Here is a 16,002-nt window from a genome sequence, read left to right on the forward strand (position 1 = left end):
GGGGAGTGTCTTGGTGCTTTGTTATTCGTGAACCCTTATTCCACTAAAACCGCAAAAAACGTAGCTGACAGTCACACTAGTGCCAAACTCGCTGTACATCTTTGGCTGTGTAAGCTTTCAGTGCTCAAACAGTGGCACTGGTGTTCTTAGCTACGTTTCCTGCGGCTTAAGTGTCATAAGGAACCTCTCAAGACAAAGCACCAAGACACTCCCCCTCCTCATCTGGCTGTTGTATTTTCTTTCCTCTTTTACCTTTTATCATTATAAGGTTCTTTCCTATATGTTAGGGTATGTGAAAGCATGTTCTACCACTTAATATTGAGCCCTCTTGATATAGAGTTATAAATAAAAAAGTATGCTGCAGTACTTCACTCTGTACTGCAGCATACTTTTATTTTATAACTCCCCACTCAATTTATTAAACCATTTTTTTGATTTCGTCAGCCACGAATTGTACTTGTGTTCCAACGATAACCTGTACGCTGGTCTTGCTGGGTCTTATTACTCCTGCAATTCCTGCGGATTTGATTTTCTTTTCATCAACAGCTGTATAATCTTTGATTTCTACACGAAGTCTTGTAATACAATTATCGATATTCGTAATATTCTTCTTTCCGCCAAGGCCTTCCAGAATAATAGCAGCTACTTCTGTAAAATTATTGTTGGCTAAAGAAACTTTCATTTCTGCTTCAGTATCATCATCTTCCCTGCCAGGTGTTTTTAAGTTAAACTTTGTGATGATGAAACGGAATAATACATAATAAATCACGAAGAAGGCAAGACCAATAGGAATTAACAACCAGGGATTCTGAGCCATAGGTGCATTGAAGCTTAGTATGTAGTCAAATAGACCCGCACTAAAGTTAAATCCTATTCTTAAAGGTAATAATGCTACTATTGCACAGGAAATACCTGTTAAAACTGCATGAACTAAGTATAAGCCAGGAGCTAAGAACATGAATGAGAATTCAAGGGGTTCTGTAACACCGGTTAAGAAGGCACAAAGAGCTGCTGCACCAAGTAAAGAAGCTGCTATCTTTTTCTTCGTTGTCTTTGCTGTATGATACATAGCAAGGGCAGCACCTGGTAAACCAAACATCATTACAGGGAAGAATCCTGCCATATACATACCGGTAGTTCCGTATGTTCCCTTACCGCTCCAGAAATTAGCTAAATCGTTAATATTAGCAAGGTTAAACCAGAATACATTGTTTAATGCATGATGTAGACCTGTAGGGATTAATAATCTGTTAAAGAAACCATATAAACCTGCACCTACTGCTCCGGTACCAACGATAGCTTTACCAAAGGCAACAAGAGCACCATATAAGAATGGCCAAATAAAGAATAATGCGATACTGGCTACGATTGTAATACCTGCACTTATAATTGCCACACATCTCTTGCCGCTAAAGAATGCAAGATATTCCGGCAGTTTTGTGTTCTTAAACTTGTTATAACTGTAAGCACCGATAAGACCGGCAAGTATACCGACTAAAACATTTTCAATACTTCCGAATGCAGCATTCGCATCGGCTCCGGTATACATAGCAACTGCGGCACTGGATAAAAGTGTTGTAAAGAGTAACCAGGAAACAAGACCGGAAAGAGCTGCTGTTCCATCATTATCATCGGACATACCAATTGAAACACCAATTGCAAATAACAGTGCAAGGTGATCCAGGATTGCACCGCCTCCCTTAATTAAAAACGCTGCTATAATGTTATTAGCACCCCAACCATTGTGGTCAATCATATAACCGATTCCTAGCAGAATACCAGCTACCGGTAAACATGCTACTGGAAGCATTAATGACTTACCAAGTCTTTGAAAAAACTTCATCATAAAAAAACTCCTCCTTCAATTTTTACTTTTTATAATTAATATAAAAAAGCCTGATTCTATGTCTGACATCTCCTCTTCGCATAACTGCTTCCGTTTCACAAACAGATTATCCTTATTTTCTGACTGTCAGAATTTTTTCCAATTCCTCTACTTTCTTACCGGTAACGGGAATTATCGCAGAATAATCCGTCCTGTTACAGATAAGCACCGGAGTAATCACATCATAACCTGCTGCCTTTATCTGATTGATATCGAATTCTAACAGCAGCTGACCGGCCTTTATCTTATCTCCGGCTGCAACAAAGGATTGATAGAACTGGCCTTTTAAATTCACTGTATCCAAGCCGACATGGATCAGAATTTCTGCTCCTTGATCGGAGGTAAGACTAATTGCATGCTTTGTTTCAAAAAGTACCCCAACAGTTCCATCCACCGGTGCAACTACTCTTCCTGCTGCAGGCTTTATCGCAACCCCATCTCCCAGTATTTTATCGCTGAATACTGGATCATTTACCTCATTTAAGGAGCAAACCTCTCCTTCAATCGGGGAACCAATTACTATATCTTTATTTTGAAAACCTAACTTTTCCATTAAATTACCTAACATATTAACCTCCATACAGCCAGTACACTGTGTTACTCGTTATTCCTCAAGCCATCGTCCTCTTAGGATTACCCTTATTCATTGCTTTGACTTCCTAATATTAACCGTCTTATATGTGTTGACAGCATAGCCACCTCCTCAGCCAGGACAACATCCGGATAATAACCCTCCAGAAACTTAGCAATCTTCTCGCTGCATTGGTATTCTCTCGGATACAGCTTTTGCACCATATCATTGAATTCCTGATCTATACGGTCCAACTGTTCCTTGTTTACTATCCTCTGCATCAATGTCTTCAGATTTGTAACAAACCGTTCATACCCTATCGACTGCTCATCAACTACAATCTGAAATTCTTTCCTTACTATCTCCACCAATTGAGGGATAATTTTTGTAATACTCATCGTTTCAGACATAACATTGCTGAACTCAGCATTCACAATGTGAAGAGCAATGGATGCCGCTTCGTCTACCGGCAGCTTAATCCCTAACTGCTTACCGATTAATGCCACCGCGTACTCTCCGATAAGGTATTCTCTGCGGTACAGTCTTTGAACATCCCATAACAGCGGATTATCAAACAACATCCCCTGCCTGAATCTTTCAATCGCAAAATTGATATGGTCCGTAAGAGTTATATAAATATTCGGATTTAGCTTACGATTTAGAGTTTTGTCAGCATACATAATAATTTCATTGGATACCTGTATATGCTCCAGAGGAAGATTCGCAAGCAGTTCTTTGAATTTATCAACTTCTGTCTGTGTTTCAAGGTAAAATACCTTTTCAACCAGGTTTTTGTCAATTTCCTTGCCTTTTTTCGCCTGAAACCCAATCCCTTTTCCCATGACCAGGACTTCTTTGCCCTTGGGGTCAAATGCACTGACCACGTTGTTATTAATAACTCTCTCTACTTGCACCTTCATCACCCCGAAAATAAACTTTAACAAACTGAATAAAAAAAGACCAAACCTTATGAAATATAGTATTCCACAAAATTTGGTCTTGCCTGCGTCCCAGTAACAATCCATTAAATATTCGCTTGATGTTTGTAGTTTATCAAGAAAGCTCAAATATGTCAATATGTTTTTAAAAGAAATATATAATTTTACTAATCCAATGGCTACATCAGTTAATTAATATTCTATAGTGTACAAATAATTGCTAATATCCCTTGTAATATTGTACCAGATTCATTCATTATCTCCAAAAAAACTTACTTCTGCTGTCTAACAATTTGCAGGTTTTTAGATGACTAGTCTATGTAAATTCTGGCAATCTTCTATATTTTTAGCTATTTAATAGGAAAACCTAACACCAAATAGTTAGGATAGCATAAATTATATTATAAATCAGAAAGGGGAATACACTTGCAGCTGGAGCAGAACAAAAACAGCCTTTTTGATAAATGCAGTATGCAAAAACCTTACTGCCAGAAAAAACTTACAGCCATGCAGCGTACCAATGGTCAGGGTTACCAACCACCTCCCCCTGTACCCTTGATTACACCGCCTCCCTTTATCCCACCCATGCCGGCCTTTCAGAACGGCGCGATGGGTATGCGCGGTTGTCTTAATAGAAACACCTATGTCTGGCTGGCAAACGGAACCGGTTATTGGTATTTTCCGACCTATATAGGCCGTCAGACAGCCATTGGCTTTCGCTGGAGAGGCTTTGGATGGATTTATCAAAGGATTTCTCTTAACAATATTATCACATTTCAATGTTTCTAATTGGGAGACTTAACGCTTTCCGTCTGTTCATTTCTTCAAAAAAAGGTGCAGGAGTAACCTGCACCTTCACTTCTTTTATCCTGTTTACCTGGTTACATTCTTTACCCACTTCATTGAACGGTACCGCCAGTAAGACAATGGTATCTTTATAAGTTCATCACTCATGATAATAACGTATACCACCGGAATCGGCAACTTGAATACAAAGGCTGCCAAAGCTCCAAAAAGGATTGCTACTCCCCAAAGTGTGGAAGCATCGAGTATTAATCCGAATCTGGTATCTCCGCCTGCTCGAAACACTCCAACTATCATAGTGGTATTAAATGCCTGGGCAATTACAAAGTAAGACATAACAAACATCATAAATTTCAGATAGGAATGGGCTTCGTCACTAAGATTCATATAATAGCCCACTACATTTCCAACCAGTAATACTATAACACTTCCAATCACTCCCAATACAATCGTGATCCGTATAAATCTTTTGGAATATATTTTCGCCTCTTCTTCTTTTCCTTCTCCGATTGCCTTTCCAAGAATAATAGCCGTAGCGTTGGATACACCAAAAGTAATAACCATAGCAAACTGCCGGACTACCTGAGTCACGGAATTAGCTGCAACTACAGATTGTCCTAAATGTCCGATAATAGCCGCATTGGCTGCTACACCGGCACCCCATAACAGCTCATTTAACATTACCGGGATTGAATAATGCAGGAAATCCCTGCTAAGTAACTTATCCCTTATAAACAACATTTTAGGATGAAAACAAATGGTCTTATTCACCTTTATAGCATAGAATGCAACCATTATAACTTCACATGCTCTGGCAATTAAAGTACCAAGTGCTGCACCTCTGATACCCATAGGTTCCAGCCCGAAAAGTCCAAAGATAAAAATTACATTTAAGACAAGGTTAATTAGGAAGGATATCAGATACACCACAGTGGATACGATTACCCTTTCCACACTCCTCATAATATTGAGGTATATCATGGTAAAGGATACCATGATGTAGGAAAATGCTATTATTTTAAGATATTTTACTCCCTGGTCTATTACATTTTGTTCAGAGGAAAATATACGCATAATCTGACTGGGAAACAAAAGCACCGCCAGCGTGAATAAAACTCCTACAACTAATGCAAAACGCATAGTTATCGCCATTATCTTTTCAATGGTCAGAGTATCTTTCTTCCCCCAGTACTGTGCGGTTAGAACAGCCGCTCCGGAAGTAAGACCAAAAAAGATAAGAGTCATGATAAACTGTACCTGCCCTGCAAGTGATGCAGCAGACAGGGAGGTCTCTCCAACTTTTCCAAGCAGGATTACATCGGTAGAGGTTACACCTACATTAATAAGGTTCTGCAGTGCCATGGGAAAAACCAATGAAAACACCAGCATATAAAAGGCCTTTTTTTCTTGTTTGTTCTGTATAGCGTTCATTTCTGTCTCCTAACTATATATAATCGGTCTCTGCCAGTCAATGGACAACGTAACATTTTTTGGCATAAAAGTCAAGATGTAAATGGGTATTGGGTGTCTGGAAATGTTGGAAATAGTTAGTTTATGGGGGTGTACGATGACCGGGTGCTTGGGCTTACCCCTCTGGCTGTTCGAGAACCTTTATTCCACTAAAAGCTGTAAAAAACATAACTGACAGTCAAAACAATGCCAAACTCGCTGCGCTCAAACAATGGCATTGTTTTTCCTAGTTATGTTTTCTGCAGCTTAAGTGTCATAAAGAACCTCTCAATGCCAGAGGGGTAAGCCAAACGCCTGGTCATCTGTGTATAGAGATAAATTAGTTAGTTTTATCTCTATTTACTTGTTTAATAACATATTTAAAGATAGATGTGTTAATTACATTTTACTGATTAGTTTATTCAGAGGCTTCTTTATATCTGTGTTTGCAGTAGGGACATACGGGGTAATCCCAGTCATGGGGTCTGTTACAGGCAGGGCAGTTACGCTTTTCAATTTCATCCTCTGGTTCTTCAGACGTCATCTTCTTCCATTTTGATTTGTATTTGTATAAGTGAACGGAGGATAGTATTATTGCTATTAGGGAGACGGTAGTTAATATAAAATATAAGGGAGCAGGAATGGGCAATGCTATTTTTATAATGGAGATATCTTCTTCCAGTACTTTAATTGCGGACAATATTGTCAAGAAATAGATTATATAATTAGCTGTTTTTAATAATGGGGCATGATGAAAAAAGAAAATGGATAACAGTCTTTTTAGAACATAACCCAATAGAATTATCACAAGAAAGGTAATGATATCACCTTCAGCTCTGATGTGATTAAATATATCCCAGGACAGTCTTTCTTCCGATATCACATAGGCTTTCCAGCCGCAAAATATTGCAATAACAAGCATACTAAAGGATAAGAGATAGATGAGGTAAGCTATTCCCTGGGAGGAACGCTTTGATTCGGCTTTTAACATCTTATCACAGAAGCTTCTTAAATTTGGACCGGTTATTTTAGAAAGAGGTTTCCCTTCCGCCTGGGCTGTTAGAAAATCATCCATTATCTGCTGCAGACACCCTTCCTCACTTTCGATTCCGTATATGTTCTTTGTATGGATATAGGTTGCAGCCTTTTGATATGCTACGGCATATTCATCTCTTAACTGTCCTTTTGCTGTTTTATATTCTTTTGTTTGGTAGTATTGCTCCATCTCTTCCTTCCCCTTCTTACTCACCGGTCTGTATCCGTGTCTTTTTTATATAGAATTGCGTTCGTTATCCTTACTAGATTCTCATAGGAGTCAACAAATTGCTTTAGATGCTCTTTCCCTGTCTGTGTTATGGAATAGTACTTTCTCTTAGGTCCATGGGGAGACTCACCGATTCTGCACTGTATATCTTTCTTTTTTTCAAGACGGACCAGCACCGGATATAGGGTTCCCTCTAGGATTTCCGTAAAACCCTGGCTTTCCAGAACTGATAGAATATCGTAACCATAAGTTTCACCTCTTGCAATAACAGAGAGTATACATCCTTCCAATATACCTTTTCGTAACTGTGCTTCGTCCATTTTTTTCCTTTCAACCATTGAGAAATTCTTTGTACCCCAGGATAAATGCAATTCCTCTGCTTCGGTACCACTACTACGGATAGCTCAACCTTTTTCCATGCTACATTGTTATACATAATAGTCACTCTTTTCAGTATAAAATGCCTACTATGCAATGTCAAGTAGCTTTGCGGATTATTTTATTGGCATCAAAAAAAGCAGAAGTACTAATTCTCTTCTGCTTTATCGATATATTTATTGTTTTTAGCCGATGTGCACCTTGACGTGCTTAAATGTAACTATAAATTAATTTTAATTTTCATAGCTAAATACCATTCTTACTTCATTAAGCTTCCATTGTCAGGAGTTTATATACGATTTCTGAGCATTTCTCCAGATCATCGATATGAGTATGTTCTTTCGTGGAATGTACCTCATGCATACCACATGCCATAACAATCCCGGATATACCATTTCGCACAAAGTTATTGTTATCACTGCCGCCAAAGGTCTCTACATAATGAGTGGGTATGGATAGCTCACGGCAGGCTCTTTTAAAGCGCTGAACTACCGGAGCATCTTCTGCTATCTCGTACGCTAAACATCCAAAAGAAGTTGTAAAATCAAGTTCAGCGCCTGCTTCTGCTGCTGCCTTCTCAAATGCTTTCTTTATCTTTTCAGTCTCTGCCAGGGATTTCTCATGGCTGATACTTCTTACTTCTCCTTTTAGCACGCATTTTTCCGGTACTATGTTTCTTGCCAGACCGCCATCTATAAGACCTACATTTACAGTAGTTTCTTTATCAATACGACCCATTTGAATGGCGGTTATGGCTCTTGCAGCAGTTCCAATGGCATGAATACCCTCTTCCGGAGCAAATCCTGCGTGAGCTGCCTTTCCGGTAAATACTGCTTCAAAGGATACCAAAGTGGGAGCTTTTAAAGCAGCCGTCCCAATCTCACCGCTTAAGTCTAATACATAGGCTTCTTCTGCCTTCACCTGGGAGTAATCGAATACTTCGCTTCCTCTGATATATACTTCTTCTGCCATGGCAAAGAGTATTTCAATACTTCTATGAGGCAGCTTTTTCTCCTGTATACAGCGAACTGCCTCCAAAATAGCCGTTACTCCGGACAAATCATCCGCTCCCAATACCGTCGTACCATCACTGGTTATGGTTCCATCTTCATGGACAATTGCGTGTTTATTCCCGGAGGGTTCTACCGTATCCATATGGGAAGAAAAAAGAATAGGCGGTCCTTCCAATTCGCCGGGAAGAAATGCATAGAGATTCCCTGCATTTCCCCCATAAATTTCTCCTGCACCATCTTCTTTTACCTCAAAGCCCATATTAATAAGCTTCTTTGTCAACACATCTGCCATTTCTCTTTCCCCAAAGGAAGGGGAATCTATTGCTACCAGCTCTGTAAATTCTTTTATAATGCGCTCTCTATCAGCCATTTTCCTCATTCTCCCATCTATCGTGGCAAACCGGCTGTTTCTTAATTAATACAAGACATTCTTTTTAGAATGTTAATCCTATGAATTAATTTTATTCCATAGCCTCATTTGCTTTTTTATTACTGTATCACAGCTTTGCCACTTCTTCAATACAAAATACTTGTCTTGGAGGCATGGTCATGGGAAATAGGTTAAACATTCTTTCCATCTCTTTTTCCGAAACTATATTCTCTTTCCGAATCACATCTTTTACAGAACAGCCCTCTTTTAGGGCTTTTTTAGCAACTCTTGCAGACTCCTCGTAACCTAAGACAGGGCATAACGCTGTTGCAATACCCACGCTGCTCTCCAGGTGCTTTAAGCATTTATCCCCATTGGAGGTAATACCGGTAATACAGAGATTTGTAAAGGTCTGCGCTGCCTGCCGCAGTAAGTCCAGTGACTCAAACAGGTTATGAAAAAGCACCGGTTCAAATGCGTTCAATTCCAGCTGTCCGCCTGATGCTGCCCAGGTGATAGCAGCATCATTTCCGATAATCTGAAACGCTGCCTGGTTCACTACCTCCGGTATAACCGGATTGACCTTTCCCGGCATGATGGATGAACCGTTCTGAAGAGCCGGAAGGTTAATCTCTCCGAATCCCGTTCTGGGGCCAGATGATAGAAGTCTTAAATCATTGCTTATCTTAGTCAGATTGACAGCGCAGGATTTTAAACAGCCTGATACCTGAACAAAGCCATCAAGATTCTGTGTGGCATCGAATAAATCTGCTGCCTGCCGATATTCACAATCAAATAACTTATTGAGATTCGAAACTATAGCAGCATAATAATAAGGACTTACGTTAATCCCGCTTCCGATTGCCGTTCCACCAAGATTTAGTGAAAGTAATTCTTCTCCTGCCAGGGTGAGTCTCCTGATGTCCCGCTTGATAGCACTTTCATAGGCTGAAAAGCTTTGACCAAGGCGCATAGGAACTGCATCCTGAAGCTGGGTCCTACCCATTTTTAAAATCTTATCAAATTGAGCGGATTTTTGATTCAGTGCCTTGGAAAGCCTCTTAAGCTCTGCTACTGCCGCCTTTAACAGCTCTGCAGCTGTCATCTTTCCGGCACTTGGTATAACATCATTGGTAGACTGGGCCATATTAACATGGTCGTTTGGATGTATGAGCGAATAGTCACCTTTCTTACCACCTAAAAGTTCTATGGCACGATTGGCAATAACTTCATTGGCGTTCATGTTGGCTGAGGTTCCGGCTCCGCCCTGGATAGCATCTACAATAAACTGATCTCGTAAACTGCCCTCTATAATTTCATCACAGGCCTTCATAATACTGTCAGCCTGCTCCTTTGTTAATAAACCTGCTTCATAATTGGTTTGTGCCGCCGCCTTCTTTATTCTGGCCAGATTGGTAATAAAAAGGGGATGCAGCGGCCTTCCCGTCATATTGAAATTATTTTTTGCTCTCAGACTCTGTATTCCATAATATACCTCTTCCGGTAATGCCATACTCCCCATTGAATCGGCTTCTATTCTCATAATTCCTTCGACCTATCCTTTCCTATTCCCACAATTTCATTACAGTCACCGGCAGTTTAGACTGCTGGTTTCTTTATGCAAATGAGAATAGCACCTTTTTATTTCTTCGTAAATAGATTGGAGAAAGGATTGAATTTCGAAAAAAAATACCATCTATAGACATAATAAAATTAAATTTTCTCAAGGAATAATTTCGATTATTTACCATGTACCCTTTACCAATCTTAATATTCTTATGTGTAAAAAGGAATCTCTCTTGCAATCACCTTAATTCTAATTTATAATATTAAGCAAATAAGGGATTTGTAAAAAATCATGAGAGCAGGTATACATATGGACCACGTTGATGAACATATACTAGAAATTCTACAGAAAAATGCAAGAACACCACTTAAAGTAATCGCAGACCAGGTATTTCTCTCCTCACCTGCTGTGGCAGCCAGAATTGCCAAGTTAGAAAAGGATGGTATTATTAAAGGATACCATGCTGAAGTAAACTGGCTAAAATTAGGTTATCATATAACAGCTTTTATCAATCTGGAGGTAGAGCCATTTCAGAAAGTGGAATTCTATCCCTTTATTAAGTCCTGCCCCAATGTTATAGAATGCAATTGTGTCACCGGTCATTATGCCATGTTAATAAAGGTAGGCTTTCCCAGTACAATGGAACTGGATTCCTTTATCGGGCAGATTCAGAAATTCGGACGTACCAGCACCCAGATTGTGTTCTCCACTGCGGTAGAACACAGGGGGATTCAATGCGGTATGGTACCGGATGAATCCCCCTTGTCAGAATAACTATTATGTATCTTTTTCTAAATTAATAAGCGGTTTAATTACATTATCCCAATGTTCAAGAATGTATTTGCCAATAAAGGGATCGTACATAAATCCTAAGTTCTTTTCGATTTCTATGTAACACTCTTCCAGGGATAAGATGCTGCGGTAGCTTCTATGAGTAGTCATAGCATCAATGGAATCACAAATGGCAATAATTCTTGAACCTAAAGGGATATCATTTCCTTTGATTCCATTCGGATAACCTCTTCCGTCATAACGCTCATGGTGATGCAGGACTATACCGCTGATTTGCTTCATCCGACTGGATTTGTTTAGTATCTCATATCCTATCACCGGATGCTTTTTCATCATCTCCCATTCGTAAGGCGTCAGTTCTCCTTCTTTGTTTAAGATAGAGTCTGGTATCCCAATCTTTCCGATATCGTGAAGATGTGCTGCAATATGAATTTCATTGGAATCATTGTTACTTAATCCAATGATTTCACAAATTCTCATCGCCAATTCGCTCACACGCCAGGAGTGATTGGCAGTGTATTTATCCTTGGCATCTAATGCACCTGTTATGCACTCTATAATTTCGTGATAATCTATGTAGTCTTCTGCTTTGCTGTCTGCCTTGCTCATCTTAAGTACCTTTCTTCGGATGGTATAGCTTATCCGATTATAGGAACGTTTCTCTGTCCCTATAATTCATTATCTACAATGTACTATTTTACTAAATTATCTGTGTTCAGGCAACTAATTTCAGGAAAGACAGCTTAAATTCTTTCAAATCTGTCAACATCTGTAACAAAAATGATAGCACCGCCTACATTTACCATAACCTGGGTAGAATAAAACTCAGCAGAACCTACGGGATTGGAAATTATCTGCTGTCTTGGTCCGCACTCCTTCTTCACCAGTTCTATTACTTCATCCACTTTTTCTTCTTCCGTACCAATCAGCAAAGTGGTATTGCCTTCTCTCAGGAAACCTCCCGTTGACGCAAGCTTTGTAACGTAAAATCCCTTGGTATTTAAACCTTCCGTTACTCTCGTGCTATCTACATTCCGTACTATTACATAAATCAGTTTCATTGTAATCCCTTCCTTTCTATCTATAAATTCTGTCTCCAGGATTTGCATCATTACAATCATATTATTGACTTATCTTGTTACTGTAAACGTAGTGTGGAGTTAATAAACTAATATTCACATAACAAAGGCTAAAAACTACTACTTTCTAATAACTTGTATTTTATATTTCTATTATAGTACATTTTATAATCAAAGTAAAGATTAGCCTTTGTTTTATCTTTATTGTTTACCCTTTAAGATTCCCTGAATGGTCTTTAGGTTGACCTTCTGTCCATTATATAAGATTAATCCCTTAAATATTCTCGATGACAATGCAACTAAAAGAAGAGTAAATACAATCATAACCATCAGCATTAGAGTACTTTCCCAAAGATTAACAGCTCCGGTCAAGGTATCTACCGGAACGCAAAAGGGTGCTGTAAACGGGATATACCTGGCAACAGGAATAAAGGTTTCATTGCCGTTAAGTGGTACAAAATAGCAGAGAAGCCAGCTGATTACAATCGGAAGCTGTAAAATACTCTGGGTTGATGCAGCATCCTCTGGTTTTGAAACCATACTGCCTGCAAGCGCTGCCAATACACTGTAGAATAAAAATCCTACAAAGAAAAATGCTACAGCTAACAGAACAGCCGCCGGGGAAAGAGCTGACTCTCCGATATTATTTTTAACGGCATTTAATACTGCTATTACAGGATTGGTGTAACCTGGGTGCACCATTTTGGCAACCATATCTCCGCCATAAAGACCGATAAACAAAGCTGCTATCCAGATTATAAACTGCAGCACTCCCTGCACTGCAACCGCTACGACCTTACCTGCTATCAATGCATCCGGGCGCACAGATACCAAAAGAGTTTCAACTAGTTTGGAGGTCTTCTCACCTGACACTGATTTGCTGACGGATTGACCATAGAGTATCAGCATCATATACAGCATAAAACTAAATAACATTGGGGCTACCATCTTAACAATAACGGTAGCAACATTATTGCTCTTATCGCCGATATTGGAATAGGAATAATCCACCGACTGCATTGCTGCAGTTATCTGCTCAGGCGTAAGGCCGGCTTTGTTTAACTTAACTAACTGGAAAGCCTGAGAAAGAGCAGAGACCAGCTTTTTAACATCCTTTTCTTTTAAAAGGCTGTTCTCCGGTAAAGCTCCCTTTAATTGATAATCCGTCCCTTGCTTTACTATCTGCAAGATAACTGTTTTTTGAGTTACGCCTGAATCTTTTATTGCTTCCGAAAAATCAGTTCCCTCAAAATCCTTAAATTGTATATTTTCAAATACCTTATTACCTTTCAGGTATGCTGAAAAATCAATGGGACTTAATCCGCTCTCATCCATCACCAGGACATTTTCAACCTGGGATACTTCGGTTGTTTCGCCATTAGCACCAGTTCCATTGCCATGATCTTTACCACGTCCAGCTCCTACAACGCTGCCTACAATTAAACCGCCCGCTATAAGCAGCGCAATCAAAACTGTTATTATCTTAAAGCTCTTAGTGCCGGACAACTGCTTAAAGGTAAAGCTGTATACCGCACGAAAGCCTCTTAATCTTTCCTTCATGCCTTTATACCTCCTTTATTCAGTTTGAATAAATCCTTTAACTTTATACGGTTTCCATTATGAAGTATTAAAACTTCATAGATACTTGCTACAAAACGGAATAAAAGGATGTTTAGTACAATCTGAATAATAATAGCTCCTAATCCAATTAATAAACTTGCTTTACCTATCAGTATAGCCCCTGGCAGAATAAAGGGTGACGATAACGGAAAGAGATAAGCAAAGTAAACAAATGCATTGTTTCCGCTTCCCATCAAAACACTGGCTGCTCCGACTCCGATATAGACACCAACCAAAGTTGCAAGGGTTATTAGAGTCATACCTTCATTCAACTCTTCCATTTTACTTACAGTTGCTCCGGCCATACCGGCTAGAACTGCATAAAATATAAGTCCCAGTGCAATCAAAATAAGGCACAGCAAGATATTTTCAATATTTAGATTCTGAAAGATGTTATGAGGTAAATATTGACTCATGATATCTGTTTGCTTTCCACTCCCAAAGATAGAAGCTGAAGCCTTGTTGGAGATAAAAACCAGTATTATTAAAGATATAATCTGTAATAATACAGCGCAGAGCATAGCAAGAATCTTACCTACCATCAATGCAAGAGGTTTCACGGATATCAGAAGATATTCAACAATACGGCTGGATTTCTCCATAACAACAGAAGAGGCCACCTGAGAACTAGCCATAATATTCACCATCATTAAAAAGAAGAGGATACCATAGATGAACCAGTATTCATTCATGGTAATTGCATTGTTTTCATCCTTTACTGTGTTTCCCTGTGCATCCAGCTTTACTGTGGCAGTATCGACCTTAGCAAGAATAAGTGCACTTTGGTCCTCAGAAACACCCTGGGCTGTCAGCCTAAGTAGATTGAATTTGTTGCTAACCTCATCTGCCAAAGAAATAATATTTAAGTCCTTTACCGGTCCTTTGGAGGCTTTGGCAAATTCCAGCTTGTAGGCACCATCCTGTTCTTTTATTGTAAGTATCACAGAACTCTTCTCTGAAGCTTCGATTCTGTCCGCAACTGTTTTATAGTCTTCGGTCAGATTGGTAAATTCCGTGTTCTGAAAAGCTTTTTCCTGTTTCAGTGAAGAGAAATCAAGGTCTATAAGCGAGGTTTCATTTTGTATGTATACCTTCGTTACGGAACTATCTCCCTGTGCACCGGTTGCAACTCCACCTTTTGTAAGATACTGGATTAAAGGCATGGATACTACTGCAATTAATGCCATTAAAATGAAGGTAATCCTATAGGCTTTATTCTTAATGGTTTCAGTCAGCGTAAAAGAAAATACGTCCTTCCAGCCGCTAATACTACTTTTCGTCATGGGTATCACCGACCTTTTCTATAAATATTTCATGAAGTGAGGGCTCTCTAAGTTCAAATTTGACAATCGGTATCTTATCCTGAATCAACTTTGTTAAAAATGCCATTGCCTGCTCTTCTCCCAATACCTTAAGCTGATATTCGCCGGGAGTCTTATTGGTTATCTGAATACCAAAGTTCTCAATATAGGAGGCAATTTCTACATCACTCTTAACAAACAGGTTTACCCTGCCATAACTCTTTTTAATCTCATTTAAGTTACCTTGCAGCACTGCCTTTCCTCTGTTCATTATCGTAATATCAGAACAAAATTCTTCAATTACAGGCATCTGATGGCTGGACATAATAAGGAACTTATCTTTCGCAATCTCTTCTCGGATGATTCCTTTAAAAAGTTCTGTATTTACAGGATCAAGACCACTCAAAGGTTCATCCAGAATAATTAATTCCGGATCTGAGATAAGAGCTGCCATCAGCTGAATTTTTTGCTGGTTACCTTTTGAGAGCTGGTCCGCTTTGTTGGCTTTTACTGTCTTTCCCTTTACCTTGGGAGGAAATATATATTCATTAACCGATAGACGATCAGACCAATACTCAATACGGCTCATAGCAGTTTTTTTAGGAACATTCCGAAGCTTGGCAAAATATAAAAGCTGGTCTAATAAAGAATATTTCGGATACAGCCCTCTTTCTTCTGCCAGATAGCCGACATTAGCATTAACCGTATCAAGGGTTTTTCCTTTCCACAATACATCTCCCCCGTCTTTTGAAAGCATTCCTAAAATAATTCTCAAAGATGTAGTCTTTCCGGCACCATTCGTTCCAAGTAACGCATATACTCCGGGATTTTCAATGGAAAAGCTTAAATCCTCAACTACTACTTTGTCACCATATTTTTTTGTTATGTTTTTGACAATTAACGACATACTCTTTCTCTCCTTACCCTTTTTGTACCAGCTCTGTTCAAACTAAACCTGCAATTAACCTTAC

General features: G+C 39.2%; 15 protein-coding genes. 2 read left to right on the plus strand and 13 right to left on the minus strand.

The features are described from left to right. Nucleotides 1-418: 418 nt before the first annotated feature. The 3 genes from nagE to licT all read right to left on the minus strand — a co-directional run bounded on the left by nagE (nt 419) and on the right by licT (nt 3,370). On the minus strand, nt 419-1,846 hold the full coding sequence (nagE, locus tag bsdcttw_RS19835; RefSeq protein WP_185256535.1) for an N-acetylglucosamine-specific PTS transporter subunit IIBC: 1,428 nt from the start codon (nt 1,844-1,846) through the stop codon (nt 419-421). A gap of 112 nt (nt 1,847-1,958) precedes the next feature. Then, nucleotides 1,959-2,453 carry a PTS sugar transporter subunit IIA gene (locus tag bsdcttw_RS19840; protein ID WP_185256536.1) on the minus strand — a complete coding sequence of 165 codons (495 nt, stop codon included), beginning with the start codon at nt 2,451-2,453 and terminating at the stop codon, nt 1,959-1,961. 71 nt (nt 2,454-2,524) lie between these two features. After that, nucleotides 2,525-3,370: a BglG family transcription antiterminator LicT gene (gene licT / locus bsdcttw_RS19845; protein ID WP_185256537.1), complete on the minus strand. Its 846-nt coding sequence runs from the start codon at nt 3,368-3,370 to the stop codon at nt 2,525-2,527. A gap of 450 nt (nt 3,371-3,820) precedes the next feature. Between licT and bsdcttw_RS19850 the strand changes: the two genes are divergently transcribed. Next, a complete protein-coding gene (locus bsdcttw_RS19850) occupies nt 3,821-4,183 on the plus strand; it encodes a hypothetical protein (RefSeq protein ID WP_185256538.1) in 363 nt (120 codons plus the stop codon). 84 nt (nt 4,184-4,267) lie between these two features. On the opposite strand, the gene bsdcttw_RS19855 is transcribed toward bsdcttw_RS19850, so the two are convergent. From bsdcttw_RS19855 to bsdcttw_RS19875, 5 genes are all read right to left on the minus strand, one after another. Beyond that, nucleotides 4,268-5,629, minus strand: a complete 1,362-nt coding sequence (locus bsdcttw_RS19855; RefSeq protein ID WP_185256539.1) for an MATE family efflux transporter — start codon at nt 5,627-5,629, stop codon at nt 4,268-4,270. Nucleotides 5,630-6,065: 436 nt separating this feature from the next. Next, nucleotides 6,066-6,872 carry a DUF1048 domain-containing protein gene (locus bsdcttw_RS19860; RefSeq protein ID WP_185256540.1) on the minus strand — a complete coding sequence of 269 codons (807 nt, stop codon included), beginning with the start codon at nt 6,870-6,872 and terminating at the stop codon, nt 6,066-6,068. A 20-nt stretch (nt 6,873-6,892) separates the two neighbouring features. After that, nucleotides 6,893-7,231, minus strand: a complete 339-nt coding sequence (locus bsdcttw_RS19865; RefSeq protein ID WP_185256541.1) for a PadR family transcriptional regulator — start codon at nt 7,229-7,231, stop codon at nt 6,893-6,895. Between the two features lie 325 nt (nt 7,232-7,556). Next, nucleotides 7,557-8,672, minus strand: coding sequence for a M20/M25/M40 family metallo-hydrolase (locus bsdcttw_RS19870; RefSeq protein ID WP_185256542.1), 1,116 nt, complete (start codon nt 8,670-8,672; stop codon nt 7,557-7,559). 127 nt (nt 8,673-8,799) lie between these two features. Next, nucleotides 8,800-10,215 (minus strand): aspartate ammonia-lyase, encoded by a 1,416-nt coding sequence (locus tag bsdcttw_RS19875; protein ID WP_185256543.1) that lies wholly within the window; start codon nt 10,213-10,215, stop codon nt 8,800-8,802. 333 nt (nt 10,216-10,548) lie between these two features. Here bsdcttw_RS19875 and bsdcttw_RS19880 point away from each other — a divergent pair, with 333 nt between their 5' ends. Next, nucleotides 10,549-11,013, plus strand: a complete 465-nt coding sequence (locus tag bsdcttw_RS19880) for an Lrp/AsnC family transcriptional regulator (RefSeq protein WP_185256544.1) — start codon at nt 10,549-10,551, stop codon at nt 11,011-11,013. Nucleotides 11,014-11,016: 3 nt separating this feature from the next. Here bsdcttw_RS19880 and bsdcttw_RS19885 read toward each other — a convergent pair whose 3' ends face one another. The 5 genes from bsdcttw_RS19885 to bsdcttw_RS19905 all read right to left on the minus strand — a co-directional run bounded on the left by bsdcttw_RS19885 (nt 11,017) and on the right by bsdcttw_RS19905 (nt 15,938). Continuing rightward, entirely contained in the window at nt 11,017-11,640 is a 624-nt protein-coding gene (locus tag bsdcttw_RS19885) for an HD-GYP domain-containing protein (protein ID WP_185256545.1), read from the minus strand. Between the two features lie 134 nt (nt 11,641-11,774). Beyond that, complete coding sequence (locus bsdcttw_RS19890; protein ID WP_185256546.1) at nt 11,775-12,092, minus strand: cyclic-di-AMP receptor; 318 nt, start codon at nt 12,090-12,092, stop codon at nt 11,775-11,777. A 219-nt stretch (nt 12,093-12,311) separates the two neighbouring features. After that, nucleotides 12,312-13,670 carry an ABC transporter permease gene (locus bsdcttw_RS19895; RefSeq protein ID WP_185256547.1) on the minus strand — a complete coding sequence of 453 codons (1,359 nt, stop codon included), beginning with the start codon at nt 13,668-13,670 and terminating at the stop codon, nt 12,312-12,314. Further along, entirely contained in the window at nt 13,667-15,013 is a 1,347-nt protein-coding gene (locus tag bsdcttw_RS19900; RefSeq protein ID WP_185256548.1) for an ABC transporter permease, read from the minus strand. Before bsdcttw_RS19900 ends, bsdcttw_RS19895 begins: the two co-directional genes overlap by 4 nt. After that, nucleotides 15,000-15,938: an ABC transporter ATP-binding protein gene (locus bsdcttw_RS19905; protein WP_185256549.1), complete on the minus strand. Its 939-nt coding sequence runs from the start codon at nt 15,936-15,938 to the stop codon at nt 15,000-15,002. The genes bsdcttw_RS19900 and bsdcttw_RS19905 overlap by 14 nt, the downstream gene beginning before the upstream one ends. Between the last annotated feature and the right edge of the window lie 64 nt (nt 15,939-16,002).

The sequence above is a fragment of the Anaerocolumna chitinilytica genome (genome assembly GCF_014218355.1).
In the GTDB taxonomy this organism is placed as follows: domain Bacteria; phylum Bacillota; class Clostridia; order Lachnospirales; family Lachnospiraceae; genus Anaerocolumna; species Anaerocolumna chitinilytica.

Bases quoted from the DNA above. Each gene is read 5' to 3' on its own strand.
- bsdcttw_RS19870 (WP_185256542.1), bottom strand. From the start codon at position 8,672: ATGGCTGATAGAGAGCGCATTATAAAAGAATTTACAGAGCTGGTAGCA.
- bsdcttw_RS19885 (WP_185256545.1), bottom strand. From the start codon at position 11,640: ATGAGCAAGGCAGACAGCAAAGCAGAAGACTACATAGATTATCACGAA.
- bsdcttw_RS19860 (WP_185256540.1), bottom strand. From the start codon at position 6,872: ATGGAGCAATACTACCAAACAAAAGAATATAAAACAGCAAAAGGACAG.
- bsdcttw_RS19865 (WP_185256541.1), bottom strand. From the start codon at position 7,231: ATGGACGAAGCACAGTTACGAAAAGGTATATTGGAAGGATGTATACTC.
- bsdcttw_RS19900 (WP_185256548.1), bottom strand. From the start codon at position 15,013: ATGACGAAAAGTAGTATTAGCGGCTGGAAGGACGTATTTTCTTTTACG.
- bsdcttw_RS19840 (WP_185256536.1), bottom strand. From the start codon at position 2,453: ATGTTAGGTAATTTAATGGAAAAGTTAGGTTTTCAAAATAAAGATATA.
- bsdcttw_RS19855 (WP_185256539.1), bottom strand. From the start codon at position 5,629: ATGAACGCTATACAGAACAAACAAGAAAAAAAGGCCTTTTATATGCTG.
- bsdcttw_RS19895 (WP_185256547.1), bottom strand. From the start codon at position 13,670: ATGAAGGAAAGATTAAGAGGCTTTCGTGCGGTATACAGCTTTACCTTT.
- bsdcttw_RS19905 (WP_185256549.1), bottom strand. From the start codon at position 15,938: ATGTCGTTAATTGTCAAAAACATAACAAAAAAATATGGTGACAAAGTA.
- bsdcttw_RS19875 (WP_185256543.1), bottom strand. From the start codon at position 10,215: ATGAGAATAGAAGCCGATTCAATGGGGAGTATGGCATTACCGGAAGAG.
- bsdcttw_RS19880 (WP_185256544.1), top strand. From the start codon at position 10,549: ATGGACCACGTTGATGAACATATACTAGAAATTCTACAGAAAAATGCA.
- nagE (WP_185256535.1), bottom strand. From the start codon at position 1,846: ATGATGAAGTTTTTTCAAAGACTTGGTAAGTCATTAATGCTTCCAGTA.
- bsdcttw_RS19890 (WP_185256546.1), bottom strand. From the start codon at position 12,092: ATGAAACTGATTTATGTAATAGTACGGAATGTAGATAGCACGAGAGTA.